Genomic DNA, 16,294 nt, shown 5'->3' on the forward strand with positions numbered 1-16,294 from the left:
ACATGCTAGACAGCATTAAAGAAAGTTTCACAGAAAGTATTCAAATCCAAATTGCGGCTGCAGAAGCTCTGCCTGACGCAATCACGCATGCCGCTCAAGCAATGGTTGCGACCTTGCTTAACGGAAACAAAATTCTTTGTTGTGGTAATGGTGGTTCGGCGTCGAATGCTCAGCAATTTGTATCGTGCCTACTCAACCGATTTGAAACAGAGCGCCCTAGCCTTCCAGCGATGGCACTCACAGCAGATAACACCACGCTAACGGCTGTGGCTAACGACTACCACTATGAAGAGATCTTCTCTAAGCAGGTACGTGCGTTTGGTCAAACTGGCGATATTCTGTTGGCTATCTCGACTAGTGGTAACAGCAAGAACATCATCAAGGCAATGGAAGCGGCGGTAACTCGCGACATGACAATTATCGCCTTTACCGGTAAAGATGGTGGTGAGATGGCAGGTTTGCTTGGTGAACACGATGTAGAGATTCGTATCCCTTCACACCGTACAGCGCGCATTCATGAAGTACACATGGTGACACTACACTGCCTATGTGACCTAATCGATCAAGTACTCTTCCCTGCTCACGAAGAGTGATATACGGAGCATCACAATGAAATCATTAACCTCTATGAGGCTGTTTAAGCTGATTAGTGTTTCGCTACTTACACTGTCTCTGTCTGGTTGTGCTGGCATTTTCATTGCTGGTGCTGCAACCACTGCAAACCTAGTCACGGATACGCGAACAACCAAAGAGATTTGGAACGACAACAACATCGAATTTGAAGTCGCAGCGATTACCAATAAACAACCATTCCGTGGCAACGTACGTGTCACCGCAAGCTCGTACCGAGGTTCGGTGGTATTGATGGGACAAGCAACCACAGATTCAGAACGTCGCGCTTTTGAAAACCAAGCCAAAGAAGTGGCTGGCGTTGAGAGCATCCACAATCAGGTTCGAGTGAAAGAACCTTTGTCTGTAAGTGCTATTAGTAAAGACAGCTGGATTACCACTAAAGTGAAATCAGCTCTGCTTGCGAATGCTGAACTTAACGGCATCAAAGTAAAAGTGATTACTGAGGATTCAGAAGTATTCCTGCTTGGACTCGTGACTCGAGAGCATGCCGATATCGCAACAGAAGTTGCTCGTAACATCTCTGGCGTAAAACAGGTCATTCGAGCGTTTGAATATGGTGAAGAAGAGACGGCTGTTAACTAGCCTTAAGCCAGTCAATTGAATGCTATATAGCAGAAAAGAAAAAGCAGCGACGAGTCGCTGCTTTTTTATTTGGTTCGTTATCTAATACCAATCGTAGTAAATAATCTATCATTCTAGCTTGTTAAAAATTTCGATAACTGCGTTAGAATTTTTGATTGTAGAATAACTACTTATCAAAAAATTCCGCCTTGCTCTCAAGCTTTTTTCCTGCGCTATTTCTGATCACTTACTTACTGTGATTGGTATAACTAACGTTATTTGATAACACGAAGGCTTGGGCGACCTTTCGCTGGACGAGGTGGCTCAGGATCTGAGTCTGGCTCTTCAGCATCTACGTCTGCCGTTGCTACGCTCAAAGATGGGCCTTTTTCTGGTTCTTCAAAAGGACTTTCTTCAATCCCTTCTTCAAACGCTTCCATGTAAGCCTCTTCAGGTTCAAACATGGTACCAGCACCATTTTCACGAGCATAAATCGCTTGTACTGCGTAAAGCGGAACGATCACAGAGTGTGGACGACCACTAAAGCGAGCACTAAACGTCACAGCTTCGTTACCCAGTTCAAGTTGTCCAACCGCACGAGGCGCGATGTTCAGAATGATCTGACCATCTTGAACAAACTCTTCTGGAACTCGCACACCCGGTAATGTTGCTTCAACAACAAGGTGTGGAGTTAGTTCGTTATCAACCAGCCACTCATAAAATGCACGAAGAATGTATGGTCGGCGTGGAGTCATATTAGAAATATCCATAAACGCTTAGCGAACGAGTCGCATCTCACGCTCAGCTTCAGTTAGAGAAGCTAGGAATGAATCACGTTCGAATACGCGGTTCATGTAAATCTTAAGCTCTTTAGAACCAGGACCAATCAGTTCGATACCAAGCTCAGGTAAACGCCATAGTAGCGGAGCTAGGTAACAATCAATTAGGCTAAACTCTTCGCTCATGAAGTATTCATACTCAGCGAAGATAGGAGCAAGAGTCAGTAGGTCGTTGCGCAGTTTAACGCGAGCTGCTTCAGATTCTTCAGCGTTGCCTTTAACGATCTTCTCTGCAACTGAATACCAGTTACGCTCAATGCGGTACATCATTAGACGGCTGTTACCACGAGCAACCGGGTATACAGGCATCAACGGTGGATGAGGAAAACGCTCATCTAGGTATTCCATGATGATCTTTGAGTCATATAGAGCAAGCTCACGATCAACAAGAGTAGGTACTGATTTGTACGGGTTCAGTTCAACAAGCTCTGCTGGTAGATTTTTTTCATCAACCAACTCAACTTCAACACTTACGCCTTTTTCAGCAAGAACGATGCGCACCTGATGGCTATACATATCAGAAGCACTTGAGAAAAGAGTCATTACAGAACGTTTATTGGCAGCTACAGCCATGGAGCCCTCCAGTACACTTTAAATAAAAACAATGGAGGCCTAAAGCCTCCATTGAACATTAACATAATTTGGGAATTAGCACGGTATTATAGCACAATTAGTGCACATCACGCCAATACTCTTTCTTCAGCAAAATCACGATGATAGTGAAGATTACTAAGAAGGCCATTACCCACCAACCCATAGCGTGACGCTCAAGTTGAACTGGGTCGCCCGAGTAAACCAAAAAGTTAACAAGGTCACGAACTGCTTCGTCGTATTCACCAGCACTTAATTCGCCAGAGCCGTCAGTCTCAGTGCCAACAACAACCGTCACTTCCTCGCCATCTACCATATGAGTATCGTAGATTGGTGTTGGGATACCTTGCAGTTCTTCAAGAACGTGCGGCATACCAACGCTTGGGAAAACAATGTTGTTCACGCCAAATGGACGAGACGGATCTTCATAGAAAGTACGAAGGTAAGTGTACAGCCAGTCTGCGCCACGAACACGAGCAACCAATGTTAGGTCTGGTGGCGGAGCACCAAACCAACTTGCCGCTTGATCAGAAGGCATAGCATTAACCATCAAGTCACCGATTTTCGCTTCAGGGTCGAAAATCAGATTTTCCTTCATAAGATCAACGGGGATCTCTAAATCATTCGCAACACGTTCATAGCGCTGGTACTGCGTTGAGTGACAAGCGAAACAGTAGTTCATGAACATCTTAGCGCCATTTTGCAATGAAGCTTTGTCTGTTAAATCATTGTTCGCTTTGTCTAATGGTACGTTTGCACCCGCTGCCATCACCAGTGACGGCAACATAGCAAATAAAATTACAATCCACTTTTTCATTTGAATGTCACCCTTTCTGGTAATGGTTTCGTCGCTTCATTTTTACTGTAGAACCACAGTAGAACGAAGAACATGAAGTAACCTAAGCTAAAGATTTGAGCCAGTAGCGTGTATGTTGGCGTTGCTGGAAGCGCACCAAGTACACCAAGCGCAATAAAGCTTATTGTGAATTGGATGATGTTAATCAAATGCAGTTTGCTACGGTAACGGTAAGAACGCACTTTACAACGGTCGAACCATGGTAGTAGGAATAGCACAACAATAGATGCGCCCATTGCTACAACACCTAGCAACTTATCAGGAACAGCACGCAGAATTGCGTAAAACGGCGTGAAGTACCATACCGGAGCGATGTGCTCTGGTGTTTTCAGTGGGTTAGCAGCTTCAAAGTTTGGCGGCTCAAGGAAGAATCCACCCATCTCTGGGTTAAAGAACAGCACATAACAGAAGAAGAATAGGAAACCGGCCACACCAACCATATCTTTCACGGTCCCGTATGGGTGGAAAGGAATAGAGTCAATGATGTCGTATTTCTTAGTGTAATCCTTGTGGAATGGGAACTGCGTTTTGTAGTCGTCGCCCATTGTGCCTTTAGGAAGTTTCGTCTCAATACCGTCTGGGTTGTTCGAACCCACTTCGTGCAGTGCTAGTACGTGAAGTACGATAAGCAGCAGAAGTACAATTGGTAGAGCGATAACGTGCAGTGCGAAGAAACGGTTCAGCGTTGCACCAGAGATGATGTAGTCACCACGGATCCAAAGCGTTAGGTCATCACCGATAACAGGGATCGCACCAAACAGAGAAATGATTACCTGAGCACCCCAGTAAGACATTTGACCCCATGGTAGTAGGTAACCCATGAAAGCCTCAGCCATAAGCACTAAGAAGATCAACATACCGAAGATCCAAAGTAGCTCACGAGGCTTTTGGTAAGAACCATAGATTAGGCCACGGAACATGTGCAGGTAGATAACAACGAAGAATGCCGAAGCACCTGTTGAGTGCATGTAACGTAGTAGCCAACCGTATTCCACATCACGCATGATGTATTCAACAGAAGCAAATGCACCCTCACCTGACGGTACGTAGTTCATTGTTAGCCAAATACCCGTAAGGATTTGGTTAACCAATACCAACATTGCCAAAGAACCGAAAAGGTACCAAAAGTTAAAGTTCTTAGGCATTGGGTATTCAGATAAATGCTTTTTATACGCATTCATCGCGGGTAGACGTTTCTCTACCCAATCAAGCAATCCTTGCATTACGCGTCTCCCTCGTCCACACCGATCATGATCTTAGTGTCACTCAAATACATATGCTTTGGTACAACAAGATTCAATGGAGCTGGTACGCCTTGGAATACTCGACCTGCCATATCAAACTTTGAACCATGACAAGGACAGAAGAAACCAGACTTAACACCCTGAACTTGTTCTGCAAAAGAATCCGGCAGGTAAGTTGGAGAACAACCTAAGTGCGTACAGAAACCAACAGCAACGAAGAATTCCGGCTTAATTGAACGGAACTCGTTCTGTGCGTATTCTGGTTGTTGTTCAGCTTCAGATTGAGGGTCACGAAGTTGACCACCGATCGATTTTAGGTTTTCTAGTACCGACTCAGCACGGCGTACAACCCATACAGGTTTACCTTGCCACTCGACACGAACCATTTGTCCCGGTTCTAACTTACTGACTTCCACTTCCACCGGCGCGCCCGCAGCTTTCGCCTTGGCACTCGGATTCCATGATTTAATAAAAGGCACGGCTACAGCAGCTGCTCCTAAACCACCAACAACGGCTGTTGTTGCGGTTAAGAAACGCCTGCGACCGTTATTTAAAGGCGCGTTGCTCATCCAAACATTCTCCCATTTGCTCCTTGTGGATTGAAATAATTCCGATTAAAGAGCATGGCTAACAAAATATGTATTTAGTTCTATTTATTGACGGCAAATGATAAATAAAACCCTACTTTTTGACAAGATAAAGCTACCTTTTTGTAACAATCATGAGGCAAAGCGCACATTGGGTTACAAAAGCTTTCAAAATATAAGAATTTGGAAATAAAACGAGGAAGGGAAAGCGTTTAGAGGGGGTATAAAAACAAAAAGCCCGGCATATAGCCGAGCTTTGAACCACAATTCCAGTCGTAAAACTGGGGGCGTGTACTTTTTCGTAAAGAAAAATTAACGCTTAGAGAATTGAGGTTTACGACGTGCTTTACGTAGACCAACTTTCTTACGTTCAACGCAACGAGCGTCACGAGTAACGTAGCCAGCTGCACGTAGAGCAGGACGTAGAGTTTCATCGTACTCCATAAGAGCGCGAGTGATACCGTGGCGGATTGCGCCAGCTTGACCAGAAATACCACCACCAGAAACAGTGATGTAAAGGTCAAGTTTCTCAGTTAGTTCAACTAGCTCAAGAGGTTGCTTAACAACCATACGAGAAGTTGGACGACCGAAGTAAACATCAAGGCTACGCTTGTTGATTACGATCTCACCAGAGCCTGGTTTGATGAAAACACGAGCTGCTGAGCTTTTGCGACGACCAGTGCCGTAGTATTGATTCTCTGCCATTTTCATAATCCCCTTAGATGTCTAGTACTTGTGGCTGTTGAGCAACATGGTTGTGCTCAGTACCAGCGTACACTTTAAGCTTACGGTACATCGCGCGGCCTAGAGGACCACGTGGAAGCATACCTTTAACTGCTAGTTCTAGAACCATTTCTGGTTTCTTAGCAATTAGCTTTTCAAAAGTGATAGTTTTAAGACCACCTGGGAACTCTGAGTGACGGTAGTAAACCTTACCCTTAGCTTTGTTACCAGTTACAGCAACTTTCTCAGCGTTAACAACGATGATGTAATCACCAGTGTCTACGTGAGGAGTGTATTCTGCTTTGTGCTTGCCGCGTAGGCGAGAAGCGATTTCACTTGCTAGACGGCCAAGAGTTTTGCCTTCAGCGTCTACAACATACCAGTCGCGTTTTACAGTTTCTGGTTTAGCAACGAAAGTTTTCATGCTAATAATTACCTATTTAAAAAATTTACACTTAAGGAATACTCGCGTATTCCCACTGTCTAAGAGTTACCATTCATCACCCCTTCGAGTGTTGGAAAACTCTTGGCATAACGTGATTTTACTCATCGCTAGAGGCCCGCAGTAACGGTAGGTCGCAGGATTATAGAGAAGAGCGAAGAAAAAATCACCTCTTTTTGAACAAAATCACGATTTTTTTAATTCTATTTCTTATTCGAGATAATCAAAGCTAACTTAAGTGTTCTTTTGCCAAATATTCATGGCTCTGCATTTCAATTAAACGCGACTGACAACGTTTAAATTCAAACTCTAGCTGACCATGGGTGTATAGCTTTTCTAGCTCCACTTCCGCTGAAATAATCAGCTTCACATTGCGCTCGTAGAACTCATCAACTAATGCAATGAAGCGCCTCGCAGCGTCATCTGAAGTCGCGCCCATTTGCAATACATCCGCCAATAGAACTGTGTGATAAACCCGAGACAACTCAATATAGTCGTTCTGGCTACGAGCCGACTGACAAAGCTGAGCAAAGGTACCATGCAGTACGCCATCACTCGCTTCGACTACATCTAATTGACGGTGGTTAACCTCTATCTGCTTAAGCTTCTCTTTATCTTCACCAACGAGCTGAGCGTAATACTTTTCGAGATTAATATTCGCTTGGCTATCTAGCGGGTAATGGTAAATCTCAGCCTGTTCTAAGGTACGTAGACGATAGTCAATACCACTATCGACATTAAGGATATGACAGTTGTCTTGAATGAGCTTGATGGCAGGTAAGAAACGCGCTCGCTGTAACCCGTTGCGATACAGATCCGCAGGTGGAATATTAGAGGTCGCAACCAAGATAGCGTTTCGAGCGAATAACTCTTGGAACAAGGTTCCTAGGATCATCGCATCGGTGATGTCTGAAACAAAGAATTCGTCGAAACAGATAATGTCCGCTTCTTCCTTCAACTTGTCTGCGACTAAAGGCAATGGATCACTCACATTACCTAGCGCCTTTAGCTCATCATGAACTCGATACATAAAGCGGTGAAAGTGAACACGCATTTTTTTAGTGGTCGGTAAGGCATCATAGAACGTATCCATTAGGTACGTTTTTCCTCGCCCTACGCCACCCCAAAAATAGAGACCTTTCGGTGGTTGTGGCAGTTCTGGCTTTTTGCCTAGTAATTTCTGGAAGCGAGTCAGTTGAGGAATGGGCGTATTCATGTAATCTTGAAATTGATGAAAGAGTTCATCTAAAGATTTTACGGCTTGCTCTTGTGCTGGATCTCTTTGAAATCCATGTTCTTTTATATCTTGTTCGTATTTTTTAATGGGATTCATGACGACATTTCCACAATGAAAGCAATATCAGACAACAACTAAAAATGAGCCCAAACAGTACGAGGAATAACGTGATGTGGTGAATAATTCAGCATCAAACTGCTAACTAGCGCACACGCATTTCTCTTTATACTGCGGCTTTCTCATAGTACCATGGAGCCGTATCACGTGTAACTAAGCAGTAACAAACATGTTAAAAAACAATAATAAGGAGCTGTTATGCCTTGGATGTATGCCGTTGCCGGTTTACTAGTCGGAGTTATTTTAGGGGTCGCTATTTCTCGTCTCATGACACCTGAATACAAAAAACAAAAGAACGTACAGAAAGAATTGGATAGCGCAAAGTTTGCCCTTGAGCAGCAGCGACAAGAGCTGGCTGATCACTTTGCGAAATCAGCAGAAATGTTGGACACATTAGGTAAAGACTACACAAAACTGTACCAACACATGGAAAAAACAAGCTCAGAGCTGATTCCTAACCTGCCAGAGCAAGATAACCCGTTTGTGAAAACAGCCGCTGCCCATTCGGACAAGCCACAAGAGAAGCCTTCAGTAAAAGAGGCGACACTTGAGGAACAACCGAAAGATTACGCTAATGGCGCAACCGGTTTATTTACAGAGCAGAAGAAAGAAATCATGAATGCTCCCGATGTTGTTACAGCAAAAGCATCGTAAACATTTAACACTTCTGTGAACTTTACAAAGGTTTTTGAGTCATAACTTTCACTCAGGTCATTTGAAACTTATCATACTTATTAAACGTATAAGAGGGTTAAGACCTTAACTAGAGAGGAGTTTATGATGAAAAAACCTTTGCTTGCTTTATCAGTGCTAACTTTAAGCTTAAGTTCAATCATCACCCCCATTAAAGCAACAGCCGCACTGCCATTAAGTGTGGGTAATGAACAATTACCGAGCCTTGCTCCTATGCTTGAACAAGTGACCCCCGCTGTGGTTAGTATTGCCGTAGAAGGCAAACAGGTACAACGTCAGCAAATCCCTGAACAATTTCAATTCTTTTTTGGTCCAGAACAAACACGAGAGCGTCCCTTCCGCGGATTAGGCTCTGGTGTCATCATTGACGCCGAGAAAGGTCATATCGTGACCAATTACCATGTCATTAATGGTGCGGACGATATCAAAGTAAAACTGCATGATGGTCGAGAGTACGATGCTGAGCTAATCGGCGGCGACCAGATGTCTGATATCGCACTGCTAAAATTAGAAGAAGCCAAAAACCTGACCCAGATAAAAGTCGCAGACTCAGACAAACTAAGAGTTGGTGATTTTAGTGTCGCGATCGGTAACCCATTCGGACTTGGGCAAACCGTGACATCCGGTATTGTTTCTGCACTCGGCCGCAGCGGCCTGAATCTAGAAAACTTTGAAAACTTCATTCAAACCGATGCAGCAATCAACAGCGGCAACTCTGGTGGTGCGCTAGTGAACCTTAACGGTGAGCTAATTGGTATCAACACCGCCATTCTTGGCCCTAACGGAGGTAATGTCGGTATCGGCTTTGCAATCCCTTCTAATATGATGACAAACCTGACAGAACAAATTCTCGACTTCGGTGAAGTAAAACGCGGCATGCTTGGCGTTCAAGGCGGAGAAGTGACCTCTGAATTGGCAGAAGCACTCGGTTATGAATCAAGCAAGGGCGCCTTTGTTAGCCAAATCGTCCCTGACAGCGCAGCCGATAAAGCAGGACTGAAAGCGGGCGATATTATTGTCTCTATTAATGGCAAACGCATTGATACCTTCAGCGAGTTAAGAGCTAAGGTCGCAACACTCGGCGCTGGTAAGCAGATTGAACTGGGTGTGGTTCGTGACGGTAAGAGCAAAACCTTTGATGTGACGCTTGGTGAATCCACCAATAATAAAACACAAGCTGAGAAGCTCCATGAAGGACTAGCTGGTGCTGAGTTAACCAACACAACAGAGAGTGACTCTGCAACGGGCGTCAAGGTATCGAATGTTGCTCAAGGTTCACCAGCCGAAGCCTATCAACTCCTGAAAGATGACATCATCATCGGAGTAAACCGCCAGCCCGTTAAGAACCTTGCTGAGTTTAGAGAGATTCTTGAAAAACAACCTGGTGTACTGGCGCTTAATATCCAGCGAGGCGACCGAACTATCTATCTTGTGATTCGATAGTCTTACGTCAGCGCAATTACAGGGAGGCTCAGTAAGTTTGCTTTAAACTTACTCAGTCTCCCTTTTCTTTAGATCAATCAAAATGCTATGCTTCACTTGTAATCAAATCAGTCATCCATTGATGGAGGCTTCACACCTTACTTGTTGAAGAGGGAAACATGCTGTCCTTTCTATTTCGTTCTATTTCCCTTGGACTCGTTTCAGCGGCGCTTATTCTTCTCGCCTTCCCGAGCTTAAGACCAGCGATTGTCGCTGACGTCACTAGCCCTAAAGTCGATAATATTGGCTCTCTTCAGATTTCATTTAACCAAGCAGTTCGCCGCGCGGCGCCTGCAGTGGTTAACATTTATAGCCGTAAATACGCTGAAAGCGATCGAAACAAACTGCTCACACAAGGTTTGGGCTCTGGGGTGATTGTTAGCGAGAAAGGCTACATCATTACCAACTTCCATGTGGTGGCTCAAGCAGACCAAATAGTTGTGGCACTTCAAGATGGCCGAGTAGCAGCTGCGCAACTTGTCGGTTCAGACAAACGCACCGATATCGCGATACTTAGAGTCAGCGGTGATAATCTACCGGTGATCCCACTCAATCCTAATTACAAAGCCAATGTCGGTGATGTTGTACTGGCTATCGGTAACCCATACAACCTAGGTCAAACAACAACCTTTGGTATCATCTCTGCAACCGGCCGTTCTTCGATCAGTGCCGATGGCCATCAAGCCTTTATCCAGACCGATGCGGCAATCAATGAAGGTAACTCAGGTGGCGCACTGGTGAACTCACAAGGTGAGCTAGTCGGTATCAATACCGCCTCTTTCCAGCAAGCTACCGACATGGAAACCTATGGGATCTCATTCGCTATCCCCTATCCGCTTGCTAATAAAATCATGGAAAAGATCATCGCCGATGGTCGTGTGATTCGTGGCTATATTGGTATCGATGGACAAGACATCAACTCAGTCACCTCACGCATGTTGGGTACTAAGAATATCGGCGGGATCGTTGTGTTGGGGATAGACCCTAATGGTCCGGCTGCCGATGCGGGTTTTGAAGCTCAAGACATTATTGTCAGTATCAACGATAACCAAGTAAATGGTCGCCAGAGTGTAATGGACATCGTTACCGACCTGCGACCTGGTACAGTTATCGATGTGGGTATATTGCGCCAAGGTGAAAGCAAAACCTTAAAGGTGACCATCGCCGAAGATACTCGCCTGTAGAGCAAACTCTGTAAGCAATGATTCAAGCTGCTAATACACAAGTACAAAAAACCCAGCTCATAGGCTGGGTTTTCTTTTATCTAAAGATTGTTTCAAGTATCTCTACGATTCACTTTGCTCTTCGATATCGATGCGAGTCACTCGCTGTAGTCCTCTAGGCAGTAGACCACCACGACGACCACGTTCACCACGGAAGTTTTCAAGATCCGCAGGTTTCAAACCAAGCTTACGTTTACCGGCGTAGATAGTCAGCGTCGCATTCTCTGGGATAGCCATAAGATGTGAGACAAACTCTTCACGCTCTTTTGCTTTCGCAGAAGGGATGTTGATGATCTTGTTGCCTTTACCTTTGCTCAGCTGAGGGAGATCTTTAATCGGGAACAACAACATACGACCTTGGTTAGTAATCGCCAGAATCTGATTACTGTCCAAGTCAGCAATAGGGCTTGGCATCATCACTTCAGAAGCTTGTGGCAAGTTAACCAAGGCTTTACCGCTCTTGTTCTTGGACAGCAGATCGCTACCCTTACAAACAAAACCATAACCTGCATCAGAACCGACTAACCATAATTGTTCATTCTCTCCCATCACCACTTGGCGAATAGAAGTACCTGGGCTGACGTTCAAGCGGCCTGTAATTGGCTCACCTTGGCTTCGCGCCGACGGTAATGAATGTGACTCAAGGGAGTAGCTTCGACCATCACTGCCGAGGAACACCGCTTGTTGGTTACTCTTACCCTTAGCACTCGCTAAGAATTTATCACCCGATTTGTAGTTCAAACCTTCAGCGTCAACTTCATGCCCCTTGGCATGACGAATCCAACCTTTCTCAGACAACACAACCGTGATTGGTTCGCTTGGTACTAAGTCGCGCTCTGTTAGCGCTTTCGCTTCAGCGCGCTCAATCAGAGGTGAACGACGATCATCGCCGTATTTATCCGCATCTGCTTGGATTTCTTTCTTGATCAGCGTATTCAAGCGACGCTCTGAACCGAGTAGCTTTTCAAGCTTCTCACGTTCAGCTTCAAGCTCTTCTTGTTCCGCTCGGATTTTAAACTCTTCTAACTTAGCTAAGTTACGAAGTTTAATATCAAGAATCGCATTGGCTTGAATTTCAGAAATGTTGAAACGGCTCATTAGGACAGGACATGGTTCGTCTTCTGTACGAATGATCTCAATCACTTCATCGATATTAAGATAAGCAGCAAGCAAACCTTCTAAGATGTGCAAGCGTGCCAGTACTTTATCTAAACGGTACTGCAAACGACGGCGAACCGTTGTGCGACGGAACTCGATCCACTCTTTCAGGATTTGAACTAAGCCTTTAACTTGAGGACGATTATCTAAACCAATCATGTTCAAGTTAACGCGGAAGTTTTTCTCTAGATCCGTCGACGCGAACAGGTGACTCATCAATTGGTCACAGTCGATACGATTCGAACGAGGAACGACAACGATACGCGTTGGGTTCTCGTGATCCGATTCATCTCGCAAGTCGTCAACCATTGGCAGCTTCTTAGCGCGCATCTGGTTAGCGATTTGCTCAAGTAACTTCGCACCTGACACTTGATGAGGTAAAGCCGTGATAACAATATCAGAGCCTTCCTTGTGCCAAACCGCGCGCATCTTGATGCTGCCACGTCCAGTACGGTAGATCTTTTCGATGTCCGATTTCGGGGAGATAATCTCAGCTTCAGTCGGGTAATCTGGACCTTGAATGAAACCCATCACGTCTGAAAGCTCAGACTTAGGCGTATCAATTAGGTGAATGGCTGCATTCGCGACTTCACGCACGTTGTGTGGTGGAATATCGGTCGCCATACCTACCGCGATACCAGTGATACCGTTAAGTAGGATGTGAGGTAGGCGAGCAGGCAACATTTGAGGCTCTTTCATCGTGCCATCAAAGTTTGGTTGCCAGTCAACAGTGCCTTGACCTAGTTCACCTAGAAGAACCTCAGCAAACTTAGATAATTTCGCTTCGGTATAACGCATCGCAGCGAACGATTTCGGATCATCAGGTGCACCCCAGTTACCTTGACCATCTACCAATGGGTAGCGGTAAGAGAAAGGCTGCGCCATCAATACCATCGCTTCGTAACAAGCAGAGTCACCATGTGGGTGATACTTACCTAATACGTCACCAACGGTACGTGCTGATTTTTTGTATTTCGATGCAGCCGATAAGCCTAGCTCAGACATCGCGTAGATAATACGACGCTGTACTGGCTTCAAGCCATCACCGATATACGGCAATGCACGATCCATGATCACGTACATTGAGTAATTTAAGTAGGCATCTTCGGTGAACTTGCGCATTGGCAGCTGTTCAACGCCATCATATGTAATTTCGTTAGACATCCATTATACCTCGGCCATATCACCGTTAGTCTGTAGCCATGTACGGCGATCATCTGCACGTTTCTTACCAAGCAGCATGTCCATCATCTCGTTGGTTGCTTCGCTGTCATCAATCGTTAACTGCACAAGGCGACGAGTGTTTGGATCCATGGTGGTTTCACGCAACTGAAGTGGGTTCATTTCACCCAGACCTTTGAATCGTTGCACGTTGATCTTGGCTTTCTTCTGCGATAGTCGTTCAAGCACACCGTCTTTCTCTGCGTCATCAAGTGCGTAGAACACTTCTTTACCGCAATCGATACGATACAGAGGAGGCATTGCCACATAGATATGACCCGCTTCAACCAATGCATGGAAATGGCGAGTAAACAAAGCACATAGCAGTGTCGCGATATGAAGACCATCCGAGTCCGCATCGGCAAGGATACAGATCTTACCGTAACGCAGGCCTGATAAATCATCGTTGTCCGGGTCGATACCTAGAGCCACCGAGATGTCGTGCACTTCTTGCGAAGCCAATACTTGGTCTGCTGACACTTCCCATGTATTTAGGATCTTACCGCGAAGTGGCATCACCGCTTGGAACTCACGGTCACGTGCTTGTTTAGCAGAACCACCCGCCGAGTCCCCTTCCACGAAGAAGATTTCGGTACGGCTTAAATCTTGAACTGAACAGTCGGTTAGCTTACCCGGCAGTGCTGGGCCAGAAGCGATTTTCTTACGCACAACCTTTTTGCTTGCGCGCATACGGCGGTGGGCATTCGCAATACAAGCTTCTGCTAGTTGTTCTGCCAGTTGTGGCTTTTCGTTCAACCACAGGCTAAACGCATCTTTTACCACACCAGACACAAACGCAGCGGTTTGACGAGAAGACAAGCGCTCTTTTGTTTGGCCAGCAAATTGCGGATCTTGCATCTTCACTGATAATACGTACGAACAGCGATCGAAGATATCGTCGCCCGTTAACTTAACGCCACGCGGTAGAAGGTTACGGAATTCACAGAACTCACGCATTGCATCAAGCAGACCTTGGCGAAGACCGTTCACGTGTGTACCACCTTGTTTAGTCGGTACTAGGTTCACGTAACTTTCGGTGATCATATCACCGCCTTCTGGCTGCCAAATGATCGCCCAGTTTGCCATTTCTGTTTCAGCGACAAATTCACCAACATACGGTTCTTCAGGCAGTAAGGTGTAACCTTTCACGCCTTCGGCAAGGTAGTCTTTTAGGCCATCTTCATAGAACCATTTATGCTCTTCGCCACCGACTTTGTCGATAAAGGTAATTTCTAAACCTGGGCAAAGCACTGCTTTTGCACGTAGGTTGTTAATCAGACGAAGTGTCGAGAATTTAGGGCTATCGAAGTACTTAGGATCAGGCCAGAAATGTACTGATGTACCACTGTTACGATGACCACAAGTGCCCGTCACAGTAAGCTCTGTTACTGCATGACCGCCTTCAAGTGCGATCTCGTGAACCTGACCTTCTCGGCGTACGGTCACTTCAACACGTTTTGACAGCGCGTTTACAACCGAGATACCTACACCGTGCAGACCACCAGAGAACTTATAGTTGTTATTCGAGAATTTACCGCCAGAGTGGAGCTTAGTTAAAATCAGCTCAACACCTGAGATCCCTTTTTCAGGGTGGATATCGACAGGCATACCACGGCCGTCATCGGTAACTTCTAACGATTGGTCTGCATGAAGTACCACTTTGATCTTCTTAGCGTGTCCCGCTAGTGCTTCATCGACCGAGTTATCAATGACTTCTTGGGCAAGGTGGTTAGGTCTTTCTGTCTCGGTATACATTCCCGGGCGGTGTCGCACAGGGTCGAGACCTTCAAGTACCTCGAGGTCTTTTGCATTATATTGTTCAGTCATAATACGGAGTTTACTCAAAAAGTTTGCGTCAGTTCGCTGGCTCCAGTTTCACTAAAGCAGAATCATTACTATGAACCGTCATAGTAGAGCGAACGAGCGAAGTATTGGGGAATATAGTCTGGAAGCTGAGTAATGATGTCAAGCTAGTTCAAAAACTAAGACATCAAACTATGATATTTCACCATTGATAGATGAAATAACAGGCAAACAAGAGAAAATCACTTGGTTGGTGGAACAGATTAAAGATTTAGAAAGGTGATGATTTGTTGTGGGTAGCGTTCAAAATCAACAAAGCTATGATCCCCGCCCTCTTCTACTGTCTGTGTTGCACCTTGGTACTTCTCTACCGCTTGTCGGTAATCCAGAACTTCGTCTTCCGTTTGCTGAAGTAACCAGAAGTCGCTCGGCTTAGCGATAGCCGAAACCTCTAACGCCTTCAGTTCATCAATATGTTTTGTTTCCAGTACATATCGTTCATCTGTGTATGGGTTTACTTGTTCACCTAAATAGTCAGCAAGAAGCTCATACGGCTTCACTGCTGGGTTTACAACCACCGCTTTAAAACCATAGTGGCTATTCAGCCATGTTGAAAGATAGCCACCCAGCGAGCTACCGACCAACGCTATTTGATATTGCTCTTTGTATTGCTCCACCAGCTGCTGTAAATGAAGTGCCGCTTGTTGAGGGAAACTCGGCAGTTGAGGGGTTACGACTTTAATATCAGCGCGATGCTCCGCACAGTAATCTGCCATCACATTCGCTTTATGAGAACGTGATGAGCTGTTAAATCCGTGAATATAGAGAAGCAGCGATGGCTTATTAGCTTGTTGATTAGAGCCTGGCATCAATAACCGCCTTCA

Annotated in this window: 16 protein-coding genes; 5 read left to right on the top strand and 11 right to left on the bottom strand. The window is 45.3% G+C overall.

Annotated features, from left to right (window positions below; genetic code table 11):
- Nucleotides 1-2 precede the first annotated feature (2 nt).
- Nucleotides 3-593: a phosphoheptose isomerase gene (locus tag AB4371_RS08795; RefSeq protein ID WP_004729817.1), complete on the top strand. Its 591-nt coding sequence runs from the start codon at nt 3-5 to the stop codon at nt 591-593.
- Between the two features lie 16 nt (nt 594-609).
- A complete protein-coding gene (locus AB4371_RS08800; RefSeq protein WP_017059276.1) occupies nt 610-1,215 on the top strand; it encodes a BON domain-containing protein in 606 nt (201 codons plus the stop codon).
- Nucleotides 1,216-1,469: 254 nt separating this feature from the next.
- On the opposite strand, the gene sspB is transcribed toward AB4371_RS08800, so the two are convergent.
- The 8 genes from sspB to zapE form a co-directional block, all read right to left on the bottom strand.
- Nucleotides 1,470-1,964 (bottom strand): ClpXP protease specificity-enhancing factor, encoded by a 495-nt coding sequence (sspB, locus tag AB4371_RS08805; RefSeq protein WP_372149473.1) that lies wholly within the window; start codon nt 1,962-1,964, stop codon nt 1,470-1,472.
- Between the two features lie 6 nt (nt 1,965-1,970).
- Nucleotides 1,971-2,606, bottom strand: a complete 636-nt coding sequence (gene sspA / locus AB4371_RS08810; protein WP_009848943.1) for a stringent starvation protein SspA — start codon at nt 2,604-2,606, stop codon at nt 1,971-1,973.
- A 97-nt stretch (nt 2,607-2,703) separates the two neighbouring features.
- Nucleotides 2,704-3,441, bottom strand: coding sequence for a cytochrome c1 (locus tag AB4371_RS08815; protein ID WP_017061436.1), 738 nt, complete (start codon nt 3,439-3,441; stop codon nt 2,704-2,706).
- A complete protein-coding gene (locus AB4371_RS08820; protein WP_017061435.1) occupies nt 3,438-4,703 on the bottom strand; it encodes a cytochrome bc complex cytochrome b subunit in 1,266 nt (421 codons plus the stop codon). The genes AB4371_RS08815 and AB4371_RS08820 overlap by 4 nt, the downstream gene beginning before the upstream one ends.
- Entirely contained in the window at nt 4,703-5,293 is a 591-nt protein-coding gene (gene petA, locus AB4371_RS08825) for a ubiquinol-cytochrome c reductase iron-sulfur subunit (protein WP_017061434.1), read from the bottom strand. The genes AB4371_RS08820 and petA overlap by 1 nt, the downstream gene beginning before the upstream one ends.
- A gap of 330 nt (nt 5,294-5,623) precedes the next feature.
- The gene (gene rpsI, locus AB4371_RS08830; protein ID WP_004740758.1) at nt 5,624-6,016 is read right to left on the bottom strand and encodes a 30S ribosomal protein S9; all 393 of its coding nucleotides are present in this window, start codon (nt 6,014-6,016) and stop codon (nt 5,624-5,626) included.
- A 13-nt stretch (nt 6,017-6,029) separates the two neighbouring features.
- A complete protein-coding gene (gene rplM, locus AB4371_RS08835; RefSeq protein ID WP_010434689.1) occupies nt 6,030-6,458 on the bottom strand; it encodes a 50S ribosomal protein L13 in 429 nt (142 codons plus the stop codon).
- Between the two features lie 247 nt (nt 6,459-6,705).
- Entirely contained in the window at nt 6,706-7,809 is a 1,104-nt protein-coding gene (gene zapE, locus AB4371_RS08840) for a cell division protein ZapE (protein ID WP_017061433.1), read from the bottom strand.
- Between the two features lie 219 nt (nt 7,810-8,028).
- On the opposite strand from zapE, the gene zapG reads away from it, so the two are divergent.
- The 3 genes from zapG to degS all read left to right on the top strand — a co-directional run bounded on the left by zapG (nt 8,029) and on the right by degS (nt 11,189).
- A complete protein-coding gene (gene zapG, locus AB4371_RS08845; protein WP_017061432.1) occupies nt 8,029-8,484 on the top strand; it encodes a Z-ring associated protein ZapG in 456 nt (151 codons plus the stop codon).
- Between the two features lie 126 nt (nt 8,485-8,610).
- Nucleotides 8,611-9,966 carry a Do family serine endopeptidase gene (locus tag AB4371_RS08850; RefSeq protein WP_017061431.1) on the top strand — a complete coding sequence of 452 codons (1,356 nt, stop codon included), beginning with the start codon at nt 8,611-8,613 and terminating at the stop codon, nt 9,964-9,966.
- A 158-nt stretch (nt 9,967-10,124) separates the two neighbouring features.
- Entirely contained in the window at nt 10,125-11,189 is a 1,065-nt protein-coding gene (gene degS / locus AB4371_RS08855) for an outer membrane-stress sensor serine endopeptidase DegS (RefSeq protein WP_017061430.1), read from the top strand.
- Nucleotides 11,190-11,291: 102 nt separating this feature from the next.
- Here the strand turns inward: degS and parC are convergent, their stop codons facing one another.
- From parC to yqiA, 3 genes are all read right to left on the bottom strand, one after another.
- Nucleotides 11,292-13,550: a DNA topoisomerase IV subunit A gene (parC, locus tag AB4371_RS08860; RefSeq protein ID WP_017067236.1), complete on the bottom strand. Its 2,259-nt coding sequence runs from the start codon at nt 13,548-13,550 to the stop codon at nt 11,292-11,294.
- Between the two features lie 3 nt (nt 13,551-13,553).
- A complete protein-coding gene (gene parE, locus AB4371_RS08865; protein WP_017061428.1) occupies nt 13,554-15,434 on the bottom strand; it encodes a DNA topoisomerase IV subunit B in 1,881 nt (626 codons plus the stop codon).
- A gap of 239 nt (nt 15,435-15,673) precedes the next feature.
- Nucleotides 15,674-16,279, bottom strand: coding sequence for an esterase YqiA (gene yqiA, locus AB4371_RS08870; protein ID WP_017061427.1), 606 nt, complete (start codon nt 16,277-16,279; stop codon nt 15,674-15,676).
- Between the last annotated feature and the right edge of the window lie 15 nt (nt 16,280-16,294).

This window comes from Vibrio sp. 10N.261.51.A3 (assembly GCF_041471965.1).
Taxonomy (GTDB): Bacteria; Pseudomonadota; Gammaproteobacteria; order Enterobacterales; family Vibrionaceae; genus Vibrio; species Vibrio crassostreae_C.